The following is a 21,855-nucleotide window of genomic DNA, read 5'->3' as shown; positions in this document are numbered from 1 at the left end:
CCGGGCCCCACGACCAACCAGGAAGGCGCGCCATGGCCAAGGCAGCCGGCGGCACGAAGAACCCGGCGCGGATCAGTGTCTGGCTCCAGGGCAAGGCTCCCCGCGGCGGGGGACGCAAGGGTGACCAGCCCAGCGGCCTCGACCGGGACCGCATCACCGAGGCCTCGGTCCGGCTCCTGGACGCGGAGGGCCTCGCCAAGTTCTCCATGCGCAGGCTCGCCGCGGAGCTCGACGTCACGGCGATGTCCGTCTACTGGTACGTGGACACCAAGGAAGACCTCCTGGAGCTGGCCCTCGACGCGGTGTGCGGCGAGATGCGGCTGCCCGACACGGCGGAGGCGGCCGACGAGTCCTGGCGCGACCAGCTGCGGGCCCTCGCGGACGAGTACCGCGCGCTGCTGATCCGCCACCCCTGGGTCTCGCCGCTGGTCGGCCGGTTCCTCAACATCGGGCCGAACTGGCTGGCGTTCGCCGTCGCGGTGCAGCAGACGGTACGCAGGACCGGCCTGCCCCCGCACACGCAGAACGGCGCGATCTCGGCGGTCTTCCAGTTCGTGTACGGCTTCGGGACCATCGAGGGCCACTACATGGCGCGGTGCGCGGAGGCGGGGATGACCCAGGACGAGTACTACCGGGAGGCGGCCGGAACGGTCCAGGTCGAACTCGCCTCGCACGGGATCATGGAGAGCGCGAAGGATCTGCTGGCGGCGCGCGGTGACGGCACGGTCGAGGAGCTGTGGCATCGGGACTTCACGGTCGCCCTCGATCTGATGATCGCCGGGATCGAGTCCCTCCTCGAACAGGAGAACCGAGGGGAGCGCTCCGGCCGAGGAGAAGACGAGATGCCGGGCGCCCGCCAGGGACTCTGACGGGCACCCGACACCGTACGTACGCGGACACCGTCCGTACGCGGATCAGGCCTGCGGGAGCGCGTCCCCCTGCACGGCCTGGATGTCCAGCTCCACGCGCAGCGTCGTGCCGATCGCCGAGATCCCCGCCTGCACCACCTGGTTGTAGTTCATGGCGAAGTCCTCGCGGCGCAGCTCGGCCGTGGCGCGGAAGGCCGCCCGGGTGCCGCCCCAGGGGTCCGCGCCGGTGCCGAGATAGCTCAGCTCCAGGTCGACCGGGCGTACGACCCCGTGCATCCCCAGTTCGCCGTGGACCGTCCAGCGGTCCGCCCCGGCCGGTGTCAGGCCGCTCGACCGGTAGGTGATCTCCGGGTACTGGTCGACGTCCAGGAAGTCCGGGGACTTCAGGTGGCCGTCGCGCATGCCGTTGCCCGTGTCGATCGAGGCCGACCGGATGACCGCCTCGACGCGTGACTTCTCCACGTCCTCGGCGATCTCCACGCGGCCCCCGAACTCCGTGAACCGCCCGTGCACGCTGGTGATCCCGAGGTGCTGGGCGACGGCGCCCACGGTCGAGTGCGCCGGGTCGATCGTCCAGGGGCCGGGCGGCGGCAGCTCGGTGCCGCCCTGCCGGGCGAGGACGACGTTGCCGACCTCGGCCCGGCCGCTGGCCGTGACAAGGGCGGTGGAGGCGACGGGCGCGTACCCGACGGCGGTGACGATGACGGTGTACGGCCCGGGCACCAGGGCCGTGTCGTCGCGTACGGCGCCCTCCTCGTCGGCGGCCGCCCGCAGCACCTGTGCCCCGGTCATGTCGGTCACCGTGACGACGGCGTGGGGCACGGCCCATCCGTCGCGCGTGCGAATCCGAGCGTTGAGTCCCATCCCGTTTACTCCTTGCCGGGCCCCTGTCAGGGGGCCACAAAAAAGTTCAAGTCCCGTGAGGCCGAGAGCAGTCGGCCCCCGGGTCGGCGGTGGCCGGCCGTCCCCTGCCGTGAACGCCACCGCCGGCCCGGGGGCCCTTTCCGCGACCGGTCCGCGGCCACGCCTCCGCTCGGGGCGCGGCCACGGACCGGGGTCGTCACTCGCCCGGGTGGGCGAGTTCGATGTTGTGGCCCTCGACGCCGCTGCCGGTCACCGTCAGGCCGGTCGCCACCGGCGGGTAGCCGGTCGCGATGACCGTGTACTCGCCGCTGTCCAGGTCGGTGAAGGCGTACGCCCCGTCCGTCCCGGTGGTCGCGGTGGCGACGACGTTGCCCGCCGCGTCGACGAGCGTGACCCGCGCGTCGTTCAGCGGCGCGCCGCCCGCCCGGACGGTGCCGAGCACCTGGGCGCCGGAGTTCAGCTCCACCTCGACCCGGGTCACCCCGGCCCCGCCGACCTCGACGGGCAGGGCCATCGGCCGGTGTCCGGCGGCGTTCACCGCGATGGTGACGGTGCCGGGGACCAGCTCGGCGAAGGTGAACTCGCCCTGCTCACCGGAGAGCCCGGTGGCCAGGACGTCACCGCGCACGTCGGTCACGATGACCATGGCACCGGAGACGGGCAGCTTGCTGTCCGCGTCCCGCACCACACCGCTGAGCCCGCTGGTGCCGCTGAGCAGGATGTCGTACGCGAGGGCGTCCTCACCCACGATCACCGTGGACGCCTGCGGCTGGAAGCCGTCGGCGGAGGCGATGAGCACGTACGACCCGGCGCCGGGGGCGTCGACGGAGTACGCCCCGTCGCCCTGCGCGACCGCGCGGCCGAGCTGCCGTCCCCCGAGGGAGATCAGCGTGACGGCGGCCTGCGGGACGGGCGCGCTCTCGGCGCCGCGGACGTAGCCGTGCACCGGGATGCCGTCGGTGACCGGGGGGAGGCCCCCGGACGCGGCCTCGGCGGCGGACGCCACGGCGGCGAGCCGCTGCGTGCCCTCGGGCCCGGCCTCGGGACGCGAGGCGACGGAGGCGAGCACGGGCTCCTCGGCGGAGCCGGACGTCCCGGCGGAGGCGGCCGCGGCGGGAGCCGCGGTGGTCGCGGGGGCGTCCCCGGCGGTGGCCTGCGCCAGCGCGCCGGACGTCCGCAGCGGGACCTCCTTGATGAACAGCGTGATCAGGAAGGCGATCAGCGCCATCGGCGCGGCGATCAGGAAGACGTCGGCGATGCCGTGCCCGTACGCGCTCTCCATCACCGTGCGGAACGGCTCGGGGATCTTGTCCAGGTCAGGGATGCCGCCGCCACCGGTACCGCCGTGGCCGAACTGCGCGGCGGCCTTCGGGCCGAGGTCGGTGATGCCGTCCTTGACGTAGTCGGTGATCCGCGTGGCCATGATCGCGCCCAGCGCCGAGACACCCATGGCACCGCCGAGCGAGCGGAAGAAGGTGACGACGGAGGAGGCGGCACCGAGGTCCTGCGGCTCGACCTGGTTCTGCGTGCAGAGCACGAGGTTCTGCATCATCATGCCGATGCCGAGACCCATGAGGGCCATGTAGACCCCGATGTGCCAGTACTCGGTGTCGTACCGGATGGTGCCGAGCAGACCGAGGCCCGCCGTCACCAGCAGACCGCCGCTGACCAGCCACGCCTTCCACTTGCCCGTCTTGGTGATGATCTGGCCCGAGACGGTCGACGAGATGAACAGGCCGCCGATCATCGGGATCGTCATGACACCGGACATCGTCGGGGACTCGCCCCGCGCCAGCTGGAAGTACTGGCTGAAGAAGACCGTGCCCGCGAACATCGCGACACCCACGAAGAGCGAGGCGAGCGAGGCGAGCGTGATGGTGCGGTTGCGGAAGAGCCGCAGCGGGATGATCGGCTCGCTCGCCCTGGACTCGACGAACACGAAGATCAGCCCGAGGACGACCGACCCGCCGACCATGGCGGCGGTCTGCCACGACATCCAGTCGTACTTGTCACCGGCGAAGGTGACCCAGACGAGCAGCAGGCAGACGGCGGCGCTGATGAAGAAGGCGCCGGCCCAGTCGACCTTGACGTCCCGCTTGACGACGGGGAGCTTCAGGGTCTTCTGCAGCACGATCAGCGCGATGATCGCGAAGGGCACGCCGACGTAGAAGCACCAGCGCCAGCCGAGCCACGAGGTGTCGGTGATGACGCCGCCGAGCAGCGGTCCGCCGACGGTGGCGACGGCGAAGGTCGCGCCGAGGTAGCCGGAGTAACGCCCGCGCTCACGCGGGGAGATCATCGCGGCCATGACGATCTGCGCCAGGGCGGAAAGACCGCCGACGCCGATGCCCTGCACGACACGACAGGCGATCAGCATCCCGGCGCTCTGCGAGAGACCGGCGACGACCGAACCGCCGACGTAGATGATCAGGGCTATCTGGACCAGGGCCTTCTTGCTGAAGAGGTCCGAGAGCTTGCCCCACAGGGGCGTGGTCGCCGTCATCGCGAGCAGCGAGGCGGTGACGACCCAGGTGTAGGCGGACTGGCCGCCGCCGAGGTCACCGATGATCTCGGGCAGGGCGTTGGAGACGATCGTCGACGACAGGATCGCCACGAACATGCCGAGCAGCAGCCCGGACAGCGCTTCCATGATCTGCCGGTGCGTCATCGGAGCGTTCTCATCGGCGTGGCCGTGGTGGGCTCCGTGCTTGGCATGGCTGCCCCGCACACCGGCTGGTGTGGTTGTTGCCATGGACTTCCTTTTCTTACGCGGGTGTACGGGTGGTCGGTACGTCGGACAGCCGGGCCGAAGCCGCTCGGCAGTCCCCGAAGCTGTCGCGCAGGCGCGCGAGCAACGTGCTGAGCTGGACGACCTCGTCGTCGGTCCAGTCGTGCAAGTAGTGGGTGAGGGTCCGGATGGACAGCTCGGAGAGCTCGTCGACCTTGGCCTTGCCCTCGGGCGTGAGCCGCAGGATGCGGGAGCGCTTGTCCGCGGGGTCGGGATCGCGGACGATCCACTCCCTCTCCGCGACGTGCGCGACATGGCGGCTGGTCACCGACATGTCCACGGCGAGCAGCTCCGCGAGCCTGCTCATCCGCATCGCGCCGTGGCGCTCAAGGAGGACGAGTACGGCGGCGGACCCGCCGGGGCAGTCGTGGGGCAGCCCCCGGCCGAGACCGCGCTTCACGGCACCGATGGCGCTGAGCTGTCGGGCCAGCTCCTCGTACTGACGCTGCGCGGCCACGGCACCTCCTGGGTATTTGTTGCTTAGGGCAACGATAGAAGCAGTTGGTTGCCGCAGGCAAACGAAAAGCGGACCAAAGCCCTAAAGAGTCGGCAAAGCTCTGGGGCTGCGCACGTAAAGCCCCAGGCGGGCGGGGGTTGGGCCGGGCGCCGTGGATTCGCTAGGGTCCTGCTCCATGGCACACAACCCGCAGGGCCCCCAGGGCAACCCCGACCCCGCCGGCAGCACGCAGATGTTCCGCGCCTTCGTCGACGAGGCGCCGCAGGGCCGCCGAGCGGCGGCGCCCGCCTCCTCCTCCGGCCCGCGGGTCGGACTGATCCTCGGCGTGGTGCTCGCGGTGGTGATCGTGGCGGGAGTGGCCTGGCTGGCGCTGAAGTAGCGGGCCTGGGGGCGGGGGCTCGTGTCCCTTGGAGTCGTGAAGGGGCGCGGGGGACTGCGCGAGCTGCGCGAGTGACCTCGGCGGACGCGCGGGGGTGCAGCAGGGTGAAGTACGACAACCTGTGACGCCCCCTGGGCGGCGGAGGGCCGGGAGTCGCGCGGTCCCTACTTCCACTCCACCGAGACGTCACGCGTCTCGATGTGCATCCCCAGCGGTACGCGCCACGCGTCGACACATATCGGCCAGGTTTCCGTCTTCTTCCGTCCCGCTTCGATCGGGACCGGAAGCTTTTCGGTCGACTTGATCGTGGCCCAGTCGACGCCGAGCGCCCCGATGATGTGCGTACCGAAGGTCACCGTGCCCGAACGCACCGGTGAGCCGCCGGTGTTCCGGAAGGTGACCGTCACTTTCTCGCACCACCGCTTGTCGGCGTTGTCTGTGGGTTCCCGCTCCGGCGTGCCGACGCCGAGCGCGGCGGGCCCGCTCGGCGGCTTGGCGGGACCGGGTCTCTCCGTACCCGGGGGCGACGGTCGGCTGCCCGGTGGCGTTCCTGCCGGCGGTGAGGCCGGGCCGCCCGGCTCGGTGGCCTCGCCGGTCCCGGAGGGTGAACTCCCGTCGGCGGTGGGTGGCTTCCCCTCCGTGCCACCCGCTCCGCTGCTGCCGGGAGCGTCCTCGTCCGGGACGGGCGGCGCCTTCGCCGAGCCGCCGCGAGCGCCCTTGGGGGCGCCTGAGGAGTCGTTCGTACCGCCGCTGTCCCTGCCGCCTCTCCTGGCGCTGCTGTCTCCGTCGCCTGGGCCGCCTCCGTCTTCTCCGCCGTCCATCGGGATCAGGCGCACGTCACCGGCCGGGCCCCCGGCGCCGCCCTGCGTGGGGCCGGCCGCCCCGGTCGCCACATGACCGTCACCGCTCTCGCCGCCGCACGCGGCGAGAACTCCGCCGAGGCACAGCAGGACCGCCGACGCACCGAGCACGTTCCGAGCACCACGTCGCATGGCGGAAGTGTGGCTGACGGACCGTCAATTAGGAACCTGCCGGCGACACACGGCTCACGCGGCACGCGGTTGTCGTGCCGAAAGCTCTGGAAAGTCCGGCAGGCCAAGGTGTCCCAGGAGGCATACGCGCCACGGGAGTTCAGCCGGGGGAGGTCAGTCCGAGATGAGGCCGTCGCGGAGCTGCGCCAGTGTCCGCGTGAGCAGCCGGGAGACGTGCATCTGGGAGATGCCGACCTCCTCGCCGATCTGCGACTGCGTCATGTTGGCGAAGAAGCGCAGCATGATGATGCGGCGTTCGCGCGGCGGCAACTTGGCGAGCAGCGGCTTCAGGGACTCGCGGTACTCGACGCCCTCCAGGGCCGAGTCCTCGTACCCGAGCCGGTCCGCGAGGGAGCCCTCGCCGCCGTCGTCCTCCGGTGCCGGGGAGTCGAGCGAGGACGCGGTGTAGGCGTTGCCCACCGCGAGGCCGTCGACGACGTCCTCCTCCGACACCCCTAGCGCGAGGGCGAGTTCGGGCACGGTGGGCGAGCGGTCGAGCCGCTGCGCCAGCTCGTCGCTGGTCTTGGTCAGCGCGAGCCGCAGCTCCTGCAGGCGGCGCGGCACGCGCACCGACCAACTGGTGTCGCGGAAGAAGCGCTTGATCTCACCGACGACCGTGGGCATCGCGAACGTCGGGAACTCCACGCCGCGTTCGCAGTCGAAACGGTCGATCGCCTTGATCAGGCCGATCGTGCCGACCTGGACGATGTCCTCCATCGGTTCGTTGCGGCTGCGGAAGCGAGCCGCCGCGTACCGCACGAGGGGGAGGTTCAGTTCGATGAGCGTGTCGCGTACGTAGACGCGCTCGGGGCTGTCCTGGTCGAGTGCGGCGAGCCGCAGGAACAGGGAGCGGGACAGGGTCCGTGTGTCGATGGCTTCCGGGGCCGTCGCGGTCTGGAGAGCCTCGGGTGAGGGCTCCAGCGCGTCGGGTGAACTCTGAAGCGCGTCGGGCGCGGATTCGCTCGGGCTCTTCGTGAGCGTGAGCGTGAGCACCTTCGAGCTGCCCTGGTCTGCGGACATGCCACCACCTTGAGGTCGCGGACGGTCGCGGCGGGCGCTCCCGTCGGAGGAACGCAGCCTCCACCTGAATACCGGAGGTGGGGCTACGGCAAACGCGGTTCCAGCAGAATGTCACATGTCGGCAACGCGCTGTAGTTACTTGTCGACAAACAAGGGTGACATCCGTGCAGGAAAGAGGGGGTCTGAGGCATATGGGCCCGCAGTGGCGTCGGAAAGAGCCCCGACGGTACTCCACTCGATACGGTTACGCCTCGATCCGATTTGCGGATCGAAGGCGCGCGAAGCTCCTGGCCAGCAGTCTCGACACATGCATCTGGGAAACGCCCAACTCGGCGCTGATCTGCGACTGGGTCAGATTGCTGTAGTAGCGCAGCAGGAGAATCCGCTGCTCGCGCTCGGGCAGCTGGACGAGGAGGTGGCGTACGAGGTCGCGGTGTTCGACGCCGTCGAGCGCGGGGTCCTCGTAGCCGAGCCGGTCGAGGAGGCCGGGCAGCCCGTCGCCCTCCTGGGCGGCCTCCAGTGACGTCGCGTGGTACGAGCGGCCGGCCTCGATGCAGGCGAGCACCTCCTCCTCGGTGATGCGCAGCCGCTCGGCGATCTCGGCGGTCGTCGGGGAGCGCCCGAAGGCGGTGGTGAGGTCCTCGGTGGCGCCCGTCACCTGCACCCACAGCTCGTGCAGCCGCCGGGGCACGTGGACGGTGCGGACGTTGTCGCGGAAGTACCGCTTGATCTCGCCGACGACGGTGGGCATCGCGAAGGTCGGGAACTGCACCCCGCGGTCCGGGTCGAAGCGGTCGATGGCGTTGATGAGCCCGATGGTCCCGACCTGGACGACGTCCTCCATCGGTTCGTTGCGGCTGCGGAAGCGGGCCGCCGCGTACCGCACGAGGGGCAGGTTGGCCTCGATGAGCGCGCCGCGCACCCGGCCGTGCTCGGGGCTGCCGGGCTCCAGGTCCTTGAGCCGGCCGAAGAGGACCTGGGTCAGGGCCCGGGTGTCGGCACCGCGGGTGCTTCCGGTGCCCGGTGCGGTCTTGGTGGGTGGAGCCTCGGGCGCAGTACTGGCCGGCACGGTCAACGCCACCCCTTCTCGGTCAAGCCCAGTCAAGCTCAGTCGACCTCAATCGGTCTCGATCGGCATCAATCTGCATCAATCGGTCTCAGTCGACCTCGATCGACCTCGGTCAACTCATCCGTCAAAAGCGGTCATAGCATCACAAGACATGTGCACTGTGTGCAAGCACCCGATAACTACGTGTTGGGGGGCAGCCGCGGGTGCCGAGACGCCCGGGAGCGGGACGCGAAACGGCCCCGCACCGTCGTGGTGCGGGGCCGTTCGGGGAGCTGTGGCGTCCGGCGGCTCAGAACTCGTAGTCGGCGATCACCCAGGTGGCGAACTCCCGCCACATGGCGACGCCCGCCTGGTGGGCCGGGTGCTCCAGGTACCGCTTCAGCGCCTCGGTGTCCTCGACCGCCGAGTTGATGGCGAAGTCGTACGCGATGGGGCGGTCGGTGATGTTCCAGTCGCACTCCCAGAACGTCAGCTCCGGGATCTGCTCACCGAGCGCGCGGAACGCCTCGACGCCCTCGATGACGCGCGGCTCGTCGCGCCGTACACCGTCGTTGAGCTTGAAGAGGACCAGATGGCGGATCACAGGCGCTCCTTGGCGAGAACGAGAAGGGGTACGAGGGCGAGGTGCCGGGGTTTGGCGGCCGGGGCGGTCGCTCAGTCCTTGCCTCCGTTGGCGACCCAGGTCATGAAGTCGCCGATGCTCTGAGCGGCGCTCGACACGCCTTCGAACCCTATCTGCACGTAGTCCGCGGCCTTGGCGGGGTCGGTGATGATCACGTAGAGCGCGAAGACGACCACCACGAAGAGGCCGACCTTCTTCCACTGCACTGCCACGATCTGGCCTCCCCTTGCCCGCGCCCCGTGTGACCCCTGTGACGGCGGTGAGTCTAACCCGGCGCGTACGCACCGGGCTTTTGAGGACCAACGGCCCACTTCCGGAGGTCCTTTGCCCGCCTCCGCGCGGTGGCGCGGGGCGCAGGATGGGTGGTGAGCCCGGGGATCTGGCAGGAATCCACGGGCGAGGGACCGGCCCCACTGCGGGGTCCGCGCCGTCCGCTTCCCCCCGACGGCGGCGTCGACTTGAGGGCTGGTCCTCATCGGGGGAAGCGGCTTGTCCCCCCGATGCCGCTTCCCCCGGCTTCCGCTTCTCCCGACTCCCACTTCCCAGCTTCCGCTTCGGCAGTACGACGAAGGGCCCGTCCAACCGGACGGGCCCTTCGTGTGGAGAGCGGTAGCGGAGGGATTTGAACCCTCGGTGACTTGCGCCACACTCGCTTTCGAGGCGAGCTCCTTCGGCCGCTCGGACACGCTACCGAGAGGAACTCTAGCCCAAGATGGGCCGTGGTCAGAAATCCGTTTCGCCGACCCGTTTCGCGCGGCGGCCCCGGCGTGCCCGTTCAGCTGCCCCGGTGCCCCTCACGGAAGAAGCGGGTGAGGAGCCCGGCGGCCTCCTCGGCGAGGACGTCGTGGATGACCTCGGGGCGGTGGTTGAGCCTGCGGTCGCGTACGACGTCCCAGAGCGAGCCGGCGGCTCCGGCCTTGTCGTCGCGCGCTCCGTAGACGACCCGGTCGACGCGGGACTGCACGATCGCGCCCGCGCACATCGTGCACGGCTCCAGCGTGACGACGAGCGTGCAGCCGGTCAGCCGCCACTGGCCGAGCTGGGTGGCGGCCCTGCGGATGGCGAGCACCTCCGCGTGCGCGGTGGGGTCGCCGGTCAGTTCGCGTTCGTTGTGCCCGGTGGCGAGCACCGTCGTGCCGTCCGGGGACAGCACGACGGCGCCGACGGGGACGTCACCGCCCCGAACGGCCAGCTCGGCCTGGGCGAGAGCGAGCCGCATGGGGGTCTGCCAGCGGTCGCGTACGGGGTCCTGGGCGGGCGTGTGGCTCGGGCCGGTCCCGTGGCTCGGGCCGGCCGGGTGGGTCGGGCCGGCCGGGTGGGTCGGGCCGGGCGGGTGGGTCGGGCCGGGCGGATGGGCCGGGCCGGCCGGGTGCGGGTCGGTCGCCCCGGTCGGGTCGGTTGGCCTGCTCGGGTCGGTTGGCCCGGTCGCCCCGGTCGGCCTGGTCGGGTCGGTCGGCCCGGTCGGGTCGGTTGGCCTGCTCGGGTCGGTTGGCCCGGTCGCCCCGGTTGGCCCGGTCGCCCCGGTCGGCCCGATCGGCCTGGTCGGGTCGGTCGGCCCGGTCGGATCGGTCAGGTTGGGATGAGCGATCGGCCTGGTCGGGTCGGTCGACTTGGTCGGGTCGGTCGGGTCGGTCACACCGGGAACCTAGCGGACGGCCTCCAGCACCTCCGCCGCGCCGAGGATGTCGGCGATCTCGTTGAGGGCGTCACCGGACACCAGGCCGAGCAGGTCCTTCTCCGGTACGCCGAGGTCGGCGAGGATCTTCCGGTCCCCGAGCGGTCCCGCGGGCACCGCGCCACCGGACCCCGCGGGCCCGGCCACTCCTGCTCCTGCTCCTCCGTCTCCTTCACCATCTCCTTCTTCGGCGGAGCCTTCCGGCTCCCCATCCTCCGTACCGTCGAGATCGAGGGCGTCGAGGTCCGCGACCGTGTCGTCGGCGCCCGGGTGGCGGCCGAGCATCTCGTCGGTGAGCAGGATCTCCCCGTACGAGCTGCGGGAGGCCGCGGCCGCGTCCGAGACGTAGATACGGGGGTCCTCCTCGCCGTCCACACGGACGACGCCGAACCACGCGTCGTCCTGTTCGATGAAGACGAGCACTGTGTCGTCGTCGTAGTCGGCCGTGGCTTCACGGGCCAGATCGGCCAGATCCGCCAGGGTCTCCACGTCGTCGAGTTCCGTGTCGCTCGCTTCCCACCCGTCTTCGGTGCGCGCGAGCAGTGCGGCGAAGTACACCGTGACTCTCCCACTGGTCATAGGCAGTGCCGGTTGGCGGTTTGGGGTCCCCCCGGCGAGGTCGGGGGGCGGGGAGCTGTGCCGAGCCCCGCCCATTCGGAATCGTGGCAGAAACAGCGCCGTCAGGAGAGGTCTTCGGGCCGCTGTGTTCCGCGTCGCGTTCATCCCGGGCCCCGTCACGCTCGTCCGGGCCCCCCGCCGGGCCCCCGCCGGGCCCGCCGCACGCGGGGACGGTCACCAGCGGAACGTACGCATCCGCATCTGCTGGCGCATCCGTGCCGCCCGGGCGCGGCGCGGTTTCACGCGGTCGCGCAGCTCGATGGCCTCGGCGCGTTCCCGCAGGAACTGGGCGCGGCGCCTGCGGCGCTCGGCGTCGGTCTCGTCTGCCGGTTCCGGTTTGCGTTCCGCCATGGGCCACACCACCTCGGTTCGTACGTCCCCACCTTCCCCCCGTCGGCGCTGTTGATGCCAGCGAGGGGCAGGGGGCCGGCCCGGTTACTGTTGATGCCATGCGGATCCACGTCGTCGACCACCCGCTGGTGGCGCACAAACTCACCACGCTGCGCGACAAGCGCACCGACTCCCCGACCTTCCGGCGCCTCGCCGACGAGCTGGTCACCCTGCTCGCGTACGAGGCCACCCGGGACGTGCGCACCGAGCAGGTCGACATCGAGACCCCGGTGACCCGGACGACCGGTGTGAAGCTGTCGAGCCCGAAGCCGCTGGTGGTGCCGATCCTGCGCGCGGGTCTCGGCATGCTCGACGGCATGGTCCGGCTGCTGCCGACCGCCGAGGTCGGCTTCCTCGGCATGATCCGCAACGAGGAAACCCTGGAGGCCTCCACGTACGCGACGCGCATGCCGGAAGACCTCTCGGGGCGCCAGGTGTACGTCCTGGACCCGATGCTCGCCACGGGCGGCACGCTCGTCGCGGCCATCCAGGAGCTGATCAAGCGGGGCGCCGACGACGTGACCGCCGTGGTGCTGCTCGCCGCGCCCGAGGGCGTCGAGGTCATGGAGCGCGAGCTGGCCGGCACGCCGGTGACGGTCGTGACGGCTTCGGTCGACGAGCGGCTCAACGAGCAGGGCTACATCGTGCCGGGGCTCGGCGACGCGGGGGATCGGATGTACGGCACGGCGGAGTAGCCGCGGGCCGCGGTTCTCCGCGGTCTGTGCGTTCTCTGCGGTTCAGCAGTTCTTCTCGGCGGACGGTGTGGGCGTCGGCTTGGGCTTGGCGAGTTCTGCCAAGGCCTTGTCGGCGTCCTCTTTTTTCGCCAGTTCCTTGAACCGTGTGCCGAGGATCAGGTCGACCTCGCCGCCCGTGCGGCCGTCCGTCCTGTGCTCGGTGCCCGCGAGCTGCGTGCCGAGGACGGGGAACGCGGTGTCGGCGGTCTTCTTCGCGCCGAGCAGTATCCCGGTGCCCTTGACCTTCTTGTCGTACTGCTTCGTCGCGTTGCCGACCTCGCCGATGGCGAAGCCGCGCTTCTTCAGCTCGTCCGCCGTCTTCTTGGCGAGGCCGCCGCGGGGGGTCGCGTTGAAGACGTTGACGGTGATCTGGGCGGGCTTGGGGAGGGAGCGAAGGTGGGGGCGGGGGTGGTCGGGCTTGGGGGTGGCCCCTGGCTCGGGGGTGCGGTGGTCGCAGTCCTGGGTGGTTCCGGCCGCGGCCGACGCCTTGTCCCCGCCGGTGAAGACCTGGATGAGCTGCAGCGTGCCCCAGCCGATCAGGGCCATGGCCGCGGCGGACGCGATGATCGCGAGCACGAGCCTGCGGGGCCCGCCGGTGCGGCGCATTCGGGGATATTTGTCCCCCGTGATGCGGTACTTGCCGCCCATGCCGGGGGGAGTGAGCATGCTCATGGGCGCAGCGTAGTGCCGCGTGGCGGTGATGCCTACTAAATGATCATCGGCTGGGTGACAGTCCAACCCGAAAGGGTCAACGCCCGGGGGCGGCGGAGGTGGGGCGGCGTGTGGAGGCCTGGCCCTCGCGTCAGTCCAGTTCGAGTACGCGGGCGTGCAGCACCTGGCGCTGCTGGAGTGCCGCGCGGACCGCGCGGTGCAGGCCGTCTTCCAGGTAGAGGTCGCCCTGCCACTTCACGACGTGCGCGAAGAGGTCGCCGTAGAACGTCGAGTCCTCGGCGAGCAGCGTCTCCAGGTCGAGCTGGCCCTTGGTCGTCACGAGCTGATCGAGGCGGACCGGGCGTGGCGCGACGTCCGCCCACTGCCGGGTGCTTTCCCGGCCGTGGTCGGGGTACGGCCGGCCGTTTCCGATGCGCTTGAAGATCACACGGAAAGCCTACCGGTCAAGACTCTCCGGGCGCAGCCATGGCGACGGAGTGCGGCCACGGGAAATGACGCCTTAAAGGGGGCAAAGCGGAAAGTGTCCCCGTCGGGAGCAGGGGCCGAAGCGGGCGGGAGCCGGCCGAGGTCGTCCACGACGGGGATCGGAAGTCGCCCGAACGAGTCAGTGAGGGTGGTGGGGCTGACGGCGGAGTGCCGGGCGGGACGGGCGCTTCTGAGTGCCGCGGGGCGCCTTGGGTTGTGTCTTGGGGCGGGGCCGCGGGGGTATGTCCGTGCTCGCCATCTTGGCGCGGGCCCTTTGCTGCTTCGGGGCCGTCATGACCACCACTGTGCTCCGCGCGCACATACCCCCACGTCCCCTCGGGCCACCGGGCGCCTGCGGGCCGTCCCCATCGACCGTTACGATCCGTCCCGCTTCCCCTGCCCTGCCCTCCCACCACCGATCACCGGGCGCCCGCCCCGCCCGTCCCTACGTAGAGCCTTCGATGCCGGGTCGCCCTCGTCTGTTCCTACGTAGAGCCCTCGACGCCGGGCAACAGGCAGCCCGCGCCTGCCTCCTGCCCAGGGATCTCGATCTTGGGCAACGGGACCCCGGGCCTGCTCCTGCCTAGGGCTCCCGATGCCGGACAATGGGTCCCCTCGCCTGCTCCTCCATAAAGGCCTCGACGCTGGGTAACGGACACCCCCTGCCCGCTCCTCCCCACGCCCCTCGATGCCGAGCAACAATCGCCCTGGTCCGCTCCTGCCCGGACGTCTCGCCGCCGAGCAACAGCCACTCCCGCCCGCTTTTGCCCGGACATCTCGATGCCGGGCAGTGGCCTGAGCCTGCTCCTGTCCAGACGTCTCGGCGCCGAGCAACGGCCACCCCTGCCTGCTCCTACCCAAACCCCTCGACGCCGAGTGACGGGTGGGTGGGTGGGAGGCCTCCGGCGCGGAGCGGCGGGGTGGGGGATACCGCCGGGTGCCCCCCCGAACCCCCGGGTCCCGCGCGGAGCCCTACGGCCGATACCGCCGGGTACCCGTTTCCGGCCGCCACCGAGGCACCCCTCAGGGTTCCGACCTCGCCGCCGCCTTGAGTTGCTGTTTGTGCGCGCGGACCTTCCGCAAGGACTCCGGGCCCGTGATGTCCGCGACCGAGCGGTACGCCTTGGCGGGGCCGTAGTCGCCCGCCGCCTCCCGCCACCCCTTGGGCCGTACCCCCAGCTGCTTGCCCAGCAGCGCCAGGAAGATCTGCGCCTTCTGCCGGCCGAAGCCGGGCAGGTCGTTGAGGCGTTCGAGGAGTTCCTCCCCCGTGGCGACGTCCTGCCACAGGGCGGCGGCGTCACCCTCGTAATGATCCACGAGGTACCGGCACAGCTGCTGGATGCGCTTGGCCATGGAGCCGGGGTAGCGGTGGACCGCCGGCTTGGCGGAGAGCAGCGCGGCGAAGTCTTCGGGGTCGTAATCGGCGATCTCGTGGGCGTCGAGGTCGTCCGCGTTCATGCGCGTGGCGATCGTGTAGGGGCCCGCGAACGCCCACTCCATCGGCACCTGCTGGTCCAGCAGCATCCCGACCAGCGCGGCCAGCGGACTGCGGCCGAGGAGTTCGTCGGCCTCCGGCTGCTGGGCGATGTGCAGGGTGACGTCCATGGGTCGATGGTCTCTCCTCGGCGCCCGCGCCGCCTCCCCGGAGGCCCCCGGGTGGGCGGCGCGGAAAATGCCGTGCGGCGGCCTCCCCGCCGCCGTTAGCCTCGACGGCATGTCTACGCCCCGCATCTCCTAGCCAGGACACCCGCTCTCACGCCACCCGTGTGTCCATTCGCTATTGCGGAGCGTTACCCCATGATCACCGTACGAGGCATCGACGTACGCGTCGGCGCCCGGACCCTGCTGTCCGGCGCCTCCTTCCACATCGCCCCCAGCGACCGCATCGGCCTGGTCGGCCGCAACGGCGCCGGCAAGACCACCCTCTTGAAGATCCTCGCGGGGCAGGAAGCCCCCGCCGCCGGCACCGTCACCCGTACCGGCTCCGTCGGCCACCTCGCCCAGGACCCCCGCGCCGCCGACCCCGCCGTCACCGTCATCGACCGCGTCCTGTCCGCCCGCGGCCTCGACGAGGCGGTCGCGGCCCTGCGTACCGCCGAGGCCGCCATGGCGGACGCCGCCACCCCGGCCGCGCAGGAGCGGGCCATGGCCGCCTACGCCCGCGCCGACGACCGTTTCCAGGCGCACGGCGGTTACGCCGCCGAGGCGGAGGCCGCCCGGGTCGCCGCCGGACTGGGGCTGCCCGAGCGGGCCCTGCACCGGCCCGTCGGCGAACTCTCGGGCGGGCAGCGGCGTCGCGTGGAGCTGGCCAGGATTCTCTTCTCGCGCCACGACACCCTGCTCCTGGACGAGCCGACCAACCACCTCGACGCCGACTCGGTGGTCTGGCTGCGCGGCTACCTCTCCTCGTATCCCGGCGGTCTCGTGCTCATCAGCCACGACACCGGGCTCCTCGCCGACACCGTGAACCGCGTCTTCCACCTCGACCCGCGGCGCGCCGCCGTCGACGTGCACAACACCGGATGGCACACCTACCTCGGCCAGCGCGCGGCGGACGAGCGGCGGCGCACCCGTGAGCGCGCCAACGCCGAGCGGAAGGCCGCCTCGCTGCGCGCCCAGGCCGACAAGATGCGCTCCCACGTCGCCACCGCCACCGCCGCGAAGAACATGGACCGGCGTGCCGAACGCATGCTCGCCGGTACGGAGCCGGTGCGGCGCACCGAGAAGGTCGCGCGCATCCGGCTCCCCGAGCCCGCGCCGTGCGGCCGGATGCCGCTCGGCGCCATCAGCCTCACCAAGTCGTACGGGTCCCAGCGCGTCCTCACGGGCGTCGACCTCGCCGTCGACCGGGGCAGCCGCCTGGTCGTCCTCGGCCTCAACGGCGCCGGCAAGACCACGCTGCTGCGGCTCCTCGCCGGGCGCGAACTCCCGGACGAGGGGCGCGTCGTGGCGGGGCCCGGGTTGCGGCTCGGCTACTTCGCGCAGGAGCACGACACCCTGGAGGGCGCGAAGACCGTACGGGAGAACCTGGCGGGCGCGGCACCGCAGCTGACCGATGGCGAGGTGCGGCGGGTCCTGGGGTCGTTCCTGTTCGGCGGTGACGACGCCGACAAGCCGGCCGCCGTCCTCTCCGGCGGCGAGAAGACGCGCCTCGCGCTGGCCGGGCTCGTCCACTCCGGCGCGAACGTCCTGCTCCTGGACGAGCCCACCAACAACCTCGACCCGGCCTCCCGGGACGAGGTCCTCGCCGCCGTCGGCACCTACCCCGGGGCGATCGTGATGGTCACGCACGACGAGGGCGCCATCGACGCCCTGCGCCCGGACCGCGTGCTGCTGCTCCCGGACGGGTCGGAGGACCTGTGGAGCCCCGACTACCGTGAGCTGGTCGGCCTGGCCTGAGGGACCGCCGTCCCGCGGGCTTCCGCCGTCCCCGCCCGCTCGCGCGCCCGGCTGTGCTTCGATGCTCCGATGAGACCAGACCGTGTCGCCGAGGCAACCGACGGCCACCCTGTCCTCCGCGTACGGGAGCGTGCCGGTGAGCGGGACCTGGAGGCGTGCGTCGGCGTGCTCGCCCGGGTCCACCACGCCGACGGCTACCCCGTCAACTGGCCCGCGGAGCCCGGCGAGTGGCTGTCCGGAGCCGCCGCGCTCGGTGCCTGGGTGGCCGAACTCGACGGGCGCGTCGTCGGTCACGTACAGCTGGCCCGGAGTACGGCGGACGACGCCGCGCCCGGGCTGTGGAGCGAGCGGGCGGGCGTGGGCGTCGAGGCGACGGCCGTGGTCAGCCGTCTGTACGTGGCGCCCGACGCGCGCGGCCACGGCATCGGCGCGCTGCTGATGCGGCGGGCGGCGCGGGAGGCGCGGGCGCGGGGCCTGCATCCCGTCCTGGACGTCGTCTCCCGTGACGCCGCCGCAGGGCTCTACGAACGCCTGGGCTGGGAGCTGCTGGCCGTCGTCGAGCGGGAGTGGGGTCCGGGGCAGCGGGTGACCTTGCGCTGCTACGCGGGACCCTCCGGGGACGGAGAGGCGTCCGCGGCCGTCCCCGCCCCTGCCGCCGCCGCCCGCAGCGCCTCCACGAGCCCTCGCAGCGCCGGTTGAGCCGGAGCCGCCCCGGCCCGTACCGCCGCCTGGATCACCCGCACCGGCTCGGGGCTCCTGACCTCGCGTACGACCACGTCGGGGCGGTGCCCCGCGGTCAGGCCCAGCTCGGGCACCAGGCTGATGCCGAGACCGGCTGCGACGAAGCCCTGGGCCGTGGCGTAGTCCCCGCTCTCCACCACGAAGTCCGGGGTGAAACCGGCCGCCGCGCAGGCGTCGAGCACCGGATCGAGGCAGGGGCCCGGTGTCTCGCCCGCGATCCAGGGCTCCTCGGCGAGGTCGCTCAGTTCGAGGACCGGCCGCGCGGCGAGCCGGTGGCCCGGCGGAAGCACCGCGCGGTAGCGGTCCGCCAGCAGGTGCACGAACCGGATGCCGTCCACCGCCGCCCCGTCCGGCTCCCTGACCACCAGCGCCAGGTCGGCCCGTCGGGCCTTCACTTCCAGTACCGGATCGTCCTGCTCGAAGAGCCGCAACTCCACCTGTACGCCGGGCTGTTCGCGGCGCAGCGCGGCGATCGCCGGGACCACGAGGGGCGCCCCGGCCGTGGTGAAGTACCGCATGGAGACGCGTCCCGTCCGCCCGGCCCGCAGCTCGGCGAGCGCGGTCTCCGCCTCGGCGGCGTGGCGCCCGATGACCGTCGCGTACTCCGTGAGCAGGCGGCCCGCGTCCGTGGGGCGCACTCCGCGGCCGGTCCGGTCGAGGAGCGTGATGCCCGCTTCCTTCTCCAGGGCGGCCATCTGCTGGCTGATGGCCGAGGGGGTGTAGCCGAGGTTCCGGGCGGCCGCGGTGACCGAGCCGCTGGTGACCACGGCCCGCAGGATCTGCATCCGCCGCATGTCGAGCATGCCCCTCAGTGTGCAGCACGACGTGGGGGCCAGTGTGTGGCACGGCGTGTGCGCAGCGTGCAGTGGAGCTTAATTCTGGCTCCAGATCTTTTCGCTTGTCTTACGGGTGTGGCGGCGAGAACGTACTGATCAGGAGCCGGGCCCCCGACCACCGACGAACGCAGGAGGAGCAGCCATGCTCAGCGGAACCCGCGGCACCCTCGTCCGCATGGCCGTGCTCGCCCTGCTCTGGGGCTCCGGCTTCCTCTGGATCAAGGTCGCCCTCAGCGGCGGCCTCGCCCCGCTCCACCTGACGGTCATCCGGTGCGCGCTCGGCGCCGCCGTCCTGCTCGCCCTGGCCCGCGCGGCCGGGCAGCGGATGCCGCGCGGTCGCCGCGTCTGGGGCCATCTCGTCGTGGCCGCCTTCTTCTGCAACGCCCTGCCGTTCTTCCTCTTCAGCCTCGGCGAGCAGACCGTCGACTCGGGCGTCGCGGGCGTACTGAACGCCACCACGCCCCTGTGGTCCCTCGCCATCGGCCTGACGCTGCGCACGGAACGCCGCCTCGGGCCGCTCCGCCTCACCGGTCTGCTGCTCGGCTTCGCGGGAACCCTGCTGATCTTCGCGCCCTGGCAGCGGACCGGGCTCGCCAGTTGGGGCGCGCTCGCGCTGCTCGCCGCGGCGGTCAGTTACGCGGTCGCCTTCGCCTACATGGCGCGTCACCTCGTCGGCCGTGCGGACACCGCGGGGGCCCCGCTCGCCCTGTCCGCCGCGCAGTTGCTCACCGCGACCGGGCTGACCGCGCTCGCGCTGCCCGCCGCACCGGCCGGTTCGGGCTCCCCCACACTCACCGCGATCGTCGCGGTCGTCATCCTCGGCACGCTCGGCACGGGCATCACCTTCCACCTCAACTCCCGCCTCATCGCGGACGAGGGGCCCACCGCGGCCGCCACCGTCGGCTATCTGCTGCCGGTCGTCTCGGTGGCCCTCGGGGCCCTCGTCCTCGGCGAGGAGGTCGGGCCGCGGGTCCTCGTGGGCATGGCCGTGGTGCTCGCGGGGGTGGGGCTGACCCGGCACAAAGGAGAGCGGCGGGGTGAACCCCTGGGCGAGCCGCGAGGCGACGAGCAGCACGAGAAACGAGACGAGAGACGAGACGAGAAGGACGAATGGAACCAGGTGTGCAGAACCGGCCCGCATCCCCTTGGCGAATAGGCGACTTCCGCGTCCTGTTCAGCGCCACCGCGCTCAGCCAGCTCGGCACCAACATCGGGTACGTGGCCATCCCGATCGTCGCGGTCACGGCTCTCGACGCGCGCCCCGGCCAGGTCGGCGCCCTGGCGACCCTGAGCATGGCCGCCTTCCTGCTCATCGGCCTGCCCGCGGGCGCCTGGGTCGACCGGATGCGCCACCGCCGCGTGCTGATCGCGGCCGATCTCGTACGCGGGTCGCTGTACGCCACCGTGCCGCTGGCCTGGTGGCTGGAGTGCCTCACGCTCGGCCAGCTCTACGCGGTGGTGCTCCTGAACGGCTGCGCCACCGTCTTCTTCGACGTCGGCTCCCAGAGCGTGCTGCCCCAACTGGTGGGCCGGGACGGGCTGGTGCGGGCCAACGCGGCCATGGTGACCCTGATGGCCGCGGGCAATGTGGCGGGCCGGGGCGCGGGCGGTGGGCTCCTGGCGCTGCTGACCGCGCCGGTCGCCCTGGTGTGCACCGCCGTCAGCTATCTGGCCTCGGCGGCGCGGCTCACCGCCGTACGGGGCGGCGACGCCCTGCCGAAGCCCGCCCCGCGCGGCGCGCGGCCGCGTCTCGGCGCGCAGATCGCCGAGGGGCTGCGGCACGTCCTCGGCAACAAGGAGCTGCGGGCCCTGGCCCTCACCGCCTCTCTCGGCAACCTCGGTTCGCAGATCGTGAACACCATGCTGCCGGTGCTCTTCGTCGGCGAACTCGGTCTTACCCCCGCGGCGTTGGGTCTCTTCTGGGCGGTGGGAGGCGTCGGGCTGCTGCTCGGCGCGCGGTGCGCCCGGGCCGTGGCGGCACGCGTCGGCTACGGCCGCACGCTCGGCCTCGCGGGACTGTGCCTGGCCCCCGCCGGACTGCTCGTCCCGCTGGTCGACCGCGGGCCCTTGCTGTACGTGGCCGGCGCCGGGTGGCTGCTGGCCCTGTTCAAGACGGGCATGGACAACGTCCTCGGGGTGAGCCTGCGGCAACGGATGACGTCCGACGCCCTCCTCGGCCGCATGAACGCTACGTTCCGCTTCCTGCTCAGCGGTGCCCTCGCGGTCGGCGCCGCGGTCTCCGGGCTGATCGGCGAGGTCGCGTCGGTACGGGGCGCGCTGTGGACGGGCGGCGTGATCATGGCGGTGGCGTTCCTGCCGGTGTTCCTCTCTCCGGTACGCACACGACGCGAACTGCCGGGCCAGGGCGAGACAGCGGGCACGACACCACCGGTGAAGCGCGACCAGCCGATCCCGGAGACCTGACCCCGCCCCCGGTGACCTCACGGCTCCGCCCCCGCTCCGGTCCTCGCGCCCTGCCCCCGCAGCCACGCCACGACGTCATCGGCGGCCACCGCGACCGCGATGTCCAGTGGCGTCATCCCGTCGTACCCCACGCGGTCGAGCGCGGCGCCCCGCTCCAGGAGCAACCGGGCCGTGGCCGGCTGCCCGCCGTGGCAGGCGTCCCAGAAGGCTGCGTCGAGGTCATCGGCGGCAGGCGGCGGCTGCGCCGTCACGCGGGCCCGGACGCGGTCGAGCAACCCCAGCGCCGCCTCGTCCCGCAGGGTCGTTCGCGCCCCGCGCTCCAGCAGCCGCCGGGCCGCCCGCCACTGGCCGAACCCGCGCGCGTCGGCCAGCGGGGTGCCGCCCTCGATGACGGCGCCGTCCGCCTCGATGTCCGCACCGGCCGCGAGGAGGGCGTCGATCGCCGCGACGTCGTCGCTGGAGGCCGCCCAGTGCAGAGGCGTCTCGCGGTGGGCGCCGACGAACCGGGCACCGGGGTCGGCACCGGCCGCGACGAGGACGCCGATGACCTCGGGCCCCGCGGGCAGGTGCCCCGGCCAGTCCGTGGCGATGTGCAGCAGGGAGCGCGTCCCCGCGGCCTCGCCCTCCCGCCTGATCCACGAGGCGGCGAGGCCCGGATGCGCTGCGAGGAGCTTGCGCAGCGCGGGAACGTCACCGGAGCGGATCGCCGCCGTCACCGCGACGGCCCGCGGATCGTCCGCGTCGAGAACTGCCATGCGGGGCCTCCTCATCGACTGCCACGATTCTGGCAGCGACCACTGAC

23 protein-coding genes and 1 tRNA gene are annotated in these 21,855 nt (G+C 72.0%); 7 read left to right on the top strand and 17 right to left on the bottom strand.

All coding sequences use genetic code 11. The annotated features are described in order from the left end of the window. Positions 1-32: 32 nt before the first annotated feature. On the top strand, positions 33-869 hold the full coding sequence (locus J2N69_RS17905; RefSeq protein ID WP_230901680.1) for a TetR/AcrR family transcriptional regulator: 837 nt from the start codon (positions 33-35) through the stop codon (positions 867-869). Positions 870-914: 45 nt separating this feature from the next. Here the strand turns inward: J2N69_RS17905 and J2N69_RS17900 are convergent, their stop codons facing one another. The 3 genes from J2N69_RS17900 to J2N69_RS17890 form a co-directional block, all read right to left on the bottom strand. Further along, entirely contained in the window at positions 915-1,733 is an 819-nt protein-coding gene (locus J2N69_RS17900) for a YceI family protein (protein ID WP_230901679.1), read from the bottom strand. A 196-nt stretch (positions 1,734-1,929) separates the two neighbouring features. Continuing rightward, positions 1,930-4,485 carry an MFS transporter gene (locus tag J2N69_RS17895; RefSeq protein ID WP_230901678.1) on the bottom strand — a complete coding sequence of 852 codons (2,556 nt, stop codon included), beginning with the start codon at positions 4,483-4,485 and terminating at the stop codon, positions 1,930-1,932. A 13-nt stretch (positions 4,486-4,498) separates the two neighbouring features. Beyond that, a complete protein-coding gene (locus J2N69_RS17890; protein WP_230901677.1) occupies positions 4,499-4,978 on the bottom strand; it encodes a MarR family winged helix-turn-helix transcriptional regulator in 480 nt (159 codons plus the stop codon). Positions 4,979-5,153: 175 nt separating this feature from the next. Between J2N69_RS17890 and J2N69_RS17885 the strand changes: the two genes are divergently transcribed. Then, positions 5,154-5,357, top strand: a complete 204-nt coding sequence (locus J2N69_RS17885; RefSeq protein WP_127911204.1) for a hypothetical protein — start codon at positions 5,154-5,156, stop codon at positions 5,355-5,357. Positions 5,358-5,521: 164 nt separating this feature from the next. Here the strand turns inward: J2N69_RS17885 and J2N69_RS17880 are convergent, their stop codons facing one another. The 9 genes from J2N69_RS17880 to J2N69_RS17835 all read right to left on the bottom strand — a co-directional run bounded on the left by J2N69_RS17880 (position 5,522) and on the right by J2N69_RS17835 (position 11,755). Beyond that, on the bottom strand, positions 5,522-6,349 hold the full coding sequence (locus J2N69_RS17880; RefSeq protein ID WP_230901676.1) for a hypothetical protein: 828 nt from the start codon (positions 6,347-6,349) through the stop codon (positions 5,522-5,524). 153 nt (positions 6,350-6,502) lie between these two features. Next, complete coding sequence (locus J2N69_RS17875; protein WP_230901675.1) at positions 6,503-7,408, bottom strand: RNA polymerase sigma factor SigF; 906 nt, start codon at positions 7,406-7,408, stop codon at positions 6,503-6,505. Between the two features lie 244 nt (positions 7,409-7,652). Beyond that, positions 7,653-8,489, bottom strand: coding sequence for an RNA polymerase sigma factor SigF (locus tag J2N69_RS17870; protein WP_175613634.1), 837 nt, complete (start codon positions 8,487-8,489; stop codon positions 7,653-7,655). Positions 8,490-8,766: 277 nt separating this feature from the next. Beyond that, entirely contained in the window at positions 8,767-9,060 is a 294-nt protein-coding gene (locus tag J2N69_RS17865; protein WP_230901674.1) for a Dabb family protein, read from the bottom strand. Positions 9,061-9,131: 71 nt separating this feature from the next. Continuing rightward, positions 9,132-9,311, bottom strand: coding sequence for a hypothetical protein (locus J2N69_RS17860; protein ID WP_230901673.1), 180 nt, complete (start codon positions 9,309-9,311; stop codon positions 9,132-9,134). Positions 9,312-9,706: 395 nt separating this feature from the next. Beyond that, positions 9,707-9,791: transfer RNA gene (locus J2N69_RS17855), tRNA-Ser, on the bottom strand. 83 nt (positions 9,792-9,874) lie between these two features. After that, a complete protein-coding gene (gene tadA, locus J2N69_RS17850) occupies positions 9,875-10,318 on the bottom strand; it encodes a tRNA adenosine(34) deaminase TadA (RefSeq protein WP_230904760.1) in 444 nt (147 codons plus the stop codon). A 426-nt stretch (positions 10,319-10,744) separates the two neighbouring features. After that, positions 10,745-11,332, bottom strand: coding sequence for a tRNA adenosine deaminase-associated protein (locus J2N69_RS17840; protein WP_230901672.1), 588 nt, complete (start codon positions 11,330-11,332; stop codon positions 10,745-10,747). A 234-nt stretch (positions 11,333-11,566) separates the two neighbouring features. Next, complete coding sequence (locus J2N69_RS17835; protein WP_127913364.1) at positions 11,567-11,755, bottom strand: hypothetical protein; 189 nt, start codon at positions 11,753-11,755, stop codon at positions 11,567-11,569. Between the two features lie 86 nt (positions 11,756-11,841). On the opposite strand from J2N69_RS17835, the gene upp reads away from it, so the two are divergent. Continuing rightward, complete coding sequence (gene upp / locus J2N69_RS17830; protein ID WP_127913363.1) at positions 11,842-12,477, top strand: uracil phosphoribosyltransferase; 636 nt, start codon at positions 11,842-11,844, stop codon at positions 12,475-12,477. Between the two features lie 42 nt (positions 12,478-12,519). On the opposite strand, the gene J2N69_RS17825 is transcribed toward upp, so the two are convergent. From J2N69_RS17825 to J2N69_RS17815, 3 genes are all read right to left on the bottom strand, one after another. Next, positions 12,520-13,188 (bottom strand): LytR C-terminal domain-containing protein, encoded by a 669-nt coding sequence (locus J2N69_RS17825; protein ID WP_230901670.1) that lies wholly within the window; start codon positions 13,186-13,188, stop codon positions 12,520-12,522. A gap of 130 nt (positions 13,189-13,318) precedes the next feature. After that, the gene (locus J2N69_RS17820; protein ID WP_003999914.1) at positions 13,319-13,615 is read right to left on the bottom strand and encodes a type II toxin-antitoxin system VapB family antitoxin; all 297 of its coding nucleotides are present in this window, start codon (positions 13,613-13,615) and stop codon (positions 13,319-13,321) included. A gap of 1,061 nt (positions 13,616-14,676) precedes the next feature. Then, positions 14,677-15,258: an HhH-GPD-type base excision DNA repair protein gene (locus J2N69_RS17815; protein WP_230901669.1), complete on the bottom strand. Its 582-nt coding sequence runs from the start codon at positions 15,256-15,258 to the stop codon at positions 14,677-14,679. Positions 15,259-15,450: 192 nt separating this feature from the next. Between J2N69_RS17815 and J2N69_RS17810 the strand changes: the two genes are divergently transcribed. Further along, positions 15,451-17,052 carry an ABC-F family ATP-binding cassette domain-containing protein gene (locus J2N69_RS17810; RefSeq protein ID WP_230901668.1) on the top strand — a complete coding sequence of 534 codons (1,602 nt, stop codon included), beginning with the start codon at positions 15,451-15,453 and terminating at the stop codon, positions 17,050-17,052. 69 nt (positions 17,053-17,121) lie between these two features. Then, the gene (locus tag J2N69_RS17805; RefSeq protein WP_230901667.1) at positions 17,122-17,751 is read left to right on the top strand and encodes a GNAT family N-acetyltransferase; all 630 of its coding nucleotides are present in this window, start codon (positions 17,122-17,124) and stop codon (positions 17,749-17,751) included. On the opposite strand, the gene J2N69_RS17800 is transcribed toward J2N69_RS17805, so the two are convergent. After that, positions 17,652-18,596, bottom strand: a complete 945-nt coding sequence (locus J2N69_RS17800; protein WP_230901666.1) for a LysR family transcriptional regulator — start codon at positions 18,594-18,596, stop codon at positions 17,652-17,654. The two genes, J2N69_RS17805 and J2N69_RS17800, sit on opposite strands and share 100 nt — an antisense overlap. A 175-nt stretch (positions 18,597-18,771) precedes the next feature. Here J2N69_RS17800 and J2N69_RS17795 point away from each other — a divergent pair, with 175 nt between their 5' ends. Both J2N69_RS17795 and J2N69_RS17790 read left to right on the top strand, forming a co-directional pair. After that, positions 18,772-19,785 (top strand): DMT family transporter, encoded by a 1,014-nt coding sequence (locus J2N69_RS17795; RefSeq protein WP_230901665.1) that lies wholly within the window; start codon positions 18,772-18,774, stop codon positions 19,783-19,785. Then, positions 19,740-21,053 (top strand): MFS transporter, encoded by a 1,314-nt coding sequence (locus J2N69_RS17790; RefSeq protein ID WP_230901664.1) that lies wholly within the window; start codon positions 19,740-19,742, stop codon positions 21,051-21,053. The genes J2N69_RS17795 and J2N69_RS17790 overlap by 46 nt, the downstream gene beginning before the upstream one ends. 17 nt (positions 21,054-21,070) lie before the next feature. On the opposite strand, the gene J2N69_RS17785 is transcribed toward J2N69_RS17790, so the two are convergent. Next, positions 21,071-21,808, bottom strand: coding sequence for an ankyrin repeat domain-containing protein (locus J2N69_RS17785; protein WP_230901663.1), 738 nt, complete (start codon positions 21,806-21,808; stop codon positions 21,071-21,073). Positions 21,809-21,855 lie beyond the last annotated feature (47 nt).

Origin of the sequence: Streptomyces huasconensis, from assembly GCF_021028635.1 — a bacterium.
In the GTDB taxonomy this organism is placed as follows: Bacteria; Actinomycetota; Actinomycetes; order Streptomycetales; family Streptomycetaceae; genus Streptomyces; species Streptomyces huasconensis.
Note: the sequence above shows the minus strand (reverse complement) of the source record. Positions and strands in the feature narration are given on the sequence as shown.

Excerpts from the sequence above, each read along its gene's own strand:
- J2N69_RS17905 (WP_230901680.1), top strand. The coding sequence starts at position 33 with ATGGCCAAGGCAGCCGGCGGCACGAAGAACCCGGCGCGGATCAGTGTC.
- J2N69_RS17900 (WP_230901679.1), bottom strand. The coding sequence starts at position 1,733 with ATGGGACTCAACGCTCGGATTCGCACGCGCGACGGATGGGCCGTGCCC.
- J2N69_RS17895 (WP_230901678.1), bottom strand. The coding sequence starts at position 4,485 with ATGGCAACAACCACACCAGCCGGTGTGCGGGGCAGCCATGCCAAGCAC.
- J2N69_RS17885 (WP_127911204.1), top strand. The coding sequence starts at position 5,154 with ATGGCACACAACCCGCAGGGCCCCCAGGGCAACCCCGACCCCGCCGGC.
- J2N69_RS17880 (WP_230901676.1), bottom strand. The coding sequence starts at position 6,349 with ATGCGACGTGGTGCTCGGAACGTGCTCGGTGCGTCGGCGGTCCTGCTG.
- J2N69_RS17875 (WP_230901675.1), bottom strand. The coding sequence starts at position 7,408 with ATGTCCGCAGACCAGGGCAGCTCGAAGGTGCTCACGCTCACGCTCACG.
- tadA (WP_230904760.1), bottom strand. The coding sequence starts at position 10,318 with ATGCGGCTCGCTCTCGCCCAGGCCGAGCTGGCCGTTCGGGGCGGTGAC.
- upp (WP_127913363.1), top strand. The coding sequence starts at position 11,842 with ATGCGGATCCACGTCGTCGACCACCCGCTGGTGGCGCACAAACTCACC.
- J2N69_RS17825 (WP_230901670.1), bottom strand. The coding sequence starts at position 13,188 with ATGAGCATGCTCACTCCCCCCGGCATGGGCGGCAAGTACCGCATCACG.
- J2N69_RS17815 (WP_230901669.1), bottom strand. The coding sequence starts at position 15,258 with ATGGACGTCACCCTGCACATCGCCCAGCAGCCGGAGGCCGACGAACTC.
- J2N69_RS17810 (WP_230901668.1), top strand. The coding sequence starts at position 15,451 with ATGATCACCGTACGAGGCATCGACGTACGCGTCGGCGCCCGGACCCTG.
- J2N69_RS17805 (WP_230901667.1), top strand. The coding sequence starts at position 17,122 with ATGAGACCAGACCGTGTCGCCGAGGCAACCGACGGCCACCCTGTCCTC.
- J2N69_RS17800 (WP_230901666.1), bottom strand. The coding sequence starts at position 18,596 with ATGCTCGACATGCGGCGGATGCAGATCCTGCGGGCCGTGGTCACCAGC.
- J2N69_RS17795 (WP_230901665.1), top strand. The coding sequence starts at position 18,772 with ATGCTCAGCGGAACCCGCGGCACCCTCGTCCGCATGGCCGTGCTCGCC.
- J2N69_RS17790 (WP_230901664.1), top strand. The coding sequence starts at position 19,740 with ATGGAACCAGGTGTGCAGAACCGGCCCGCATCCCCTTGGCGAATAGGC.
- J2N69_RS17785 (WP_230901663.1), bottom strand. The coding sequence starts at position 21,808 with ATGGCAGTTCTCGACGCGGACGATCCGCGGGCCGTCGCGGTGACGGCG.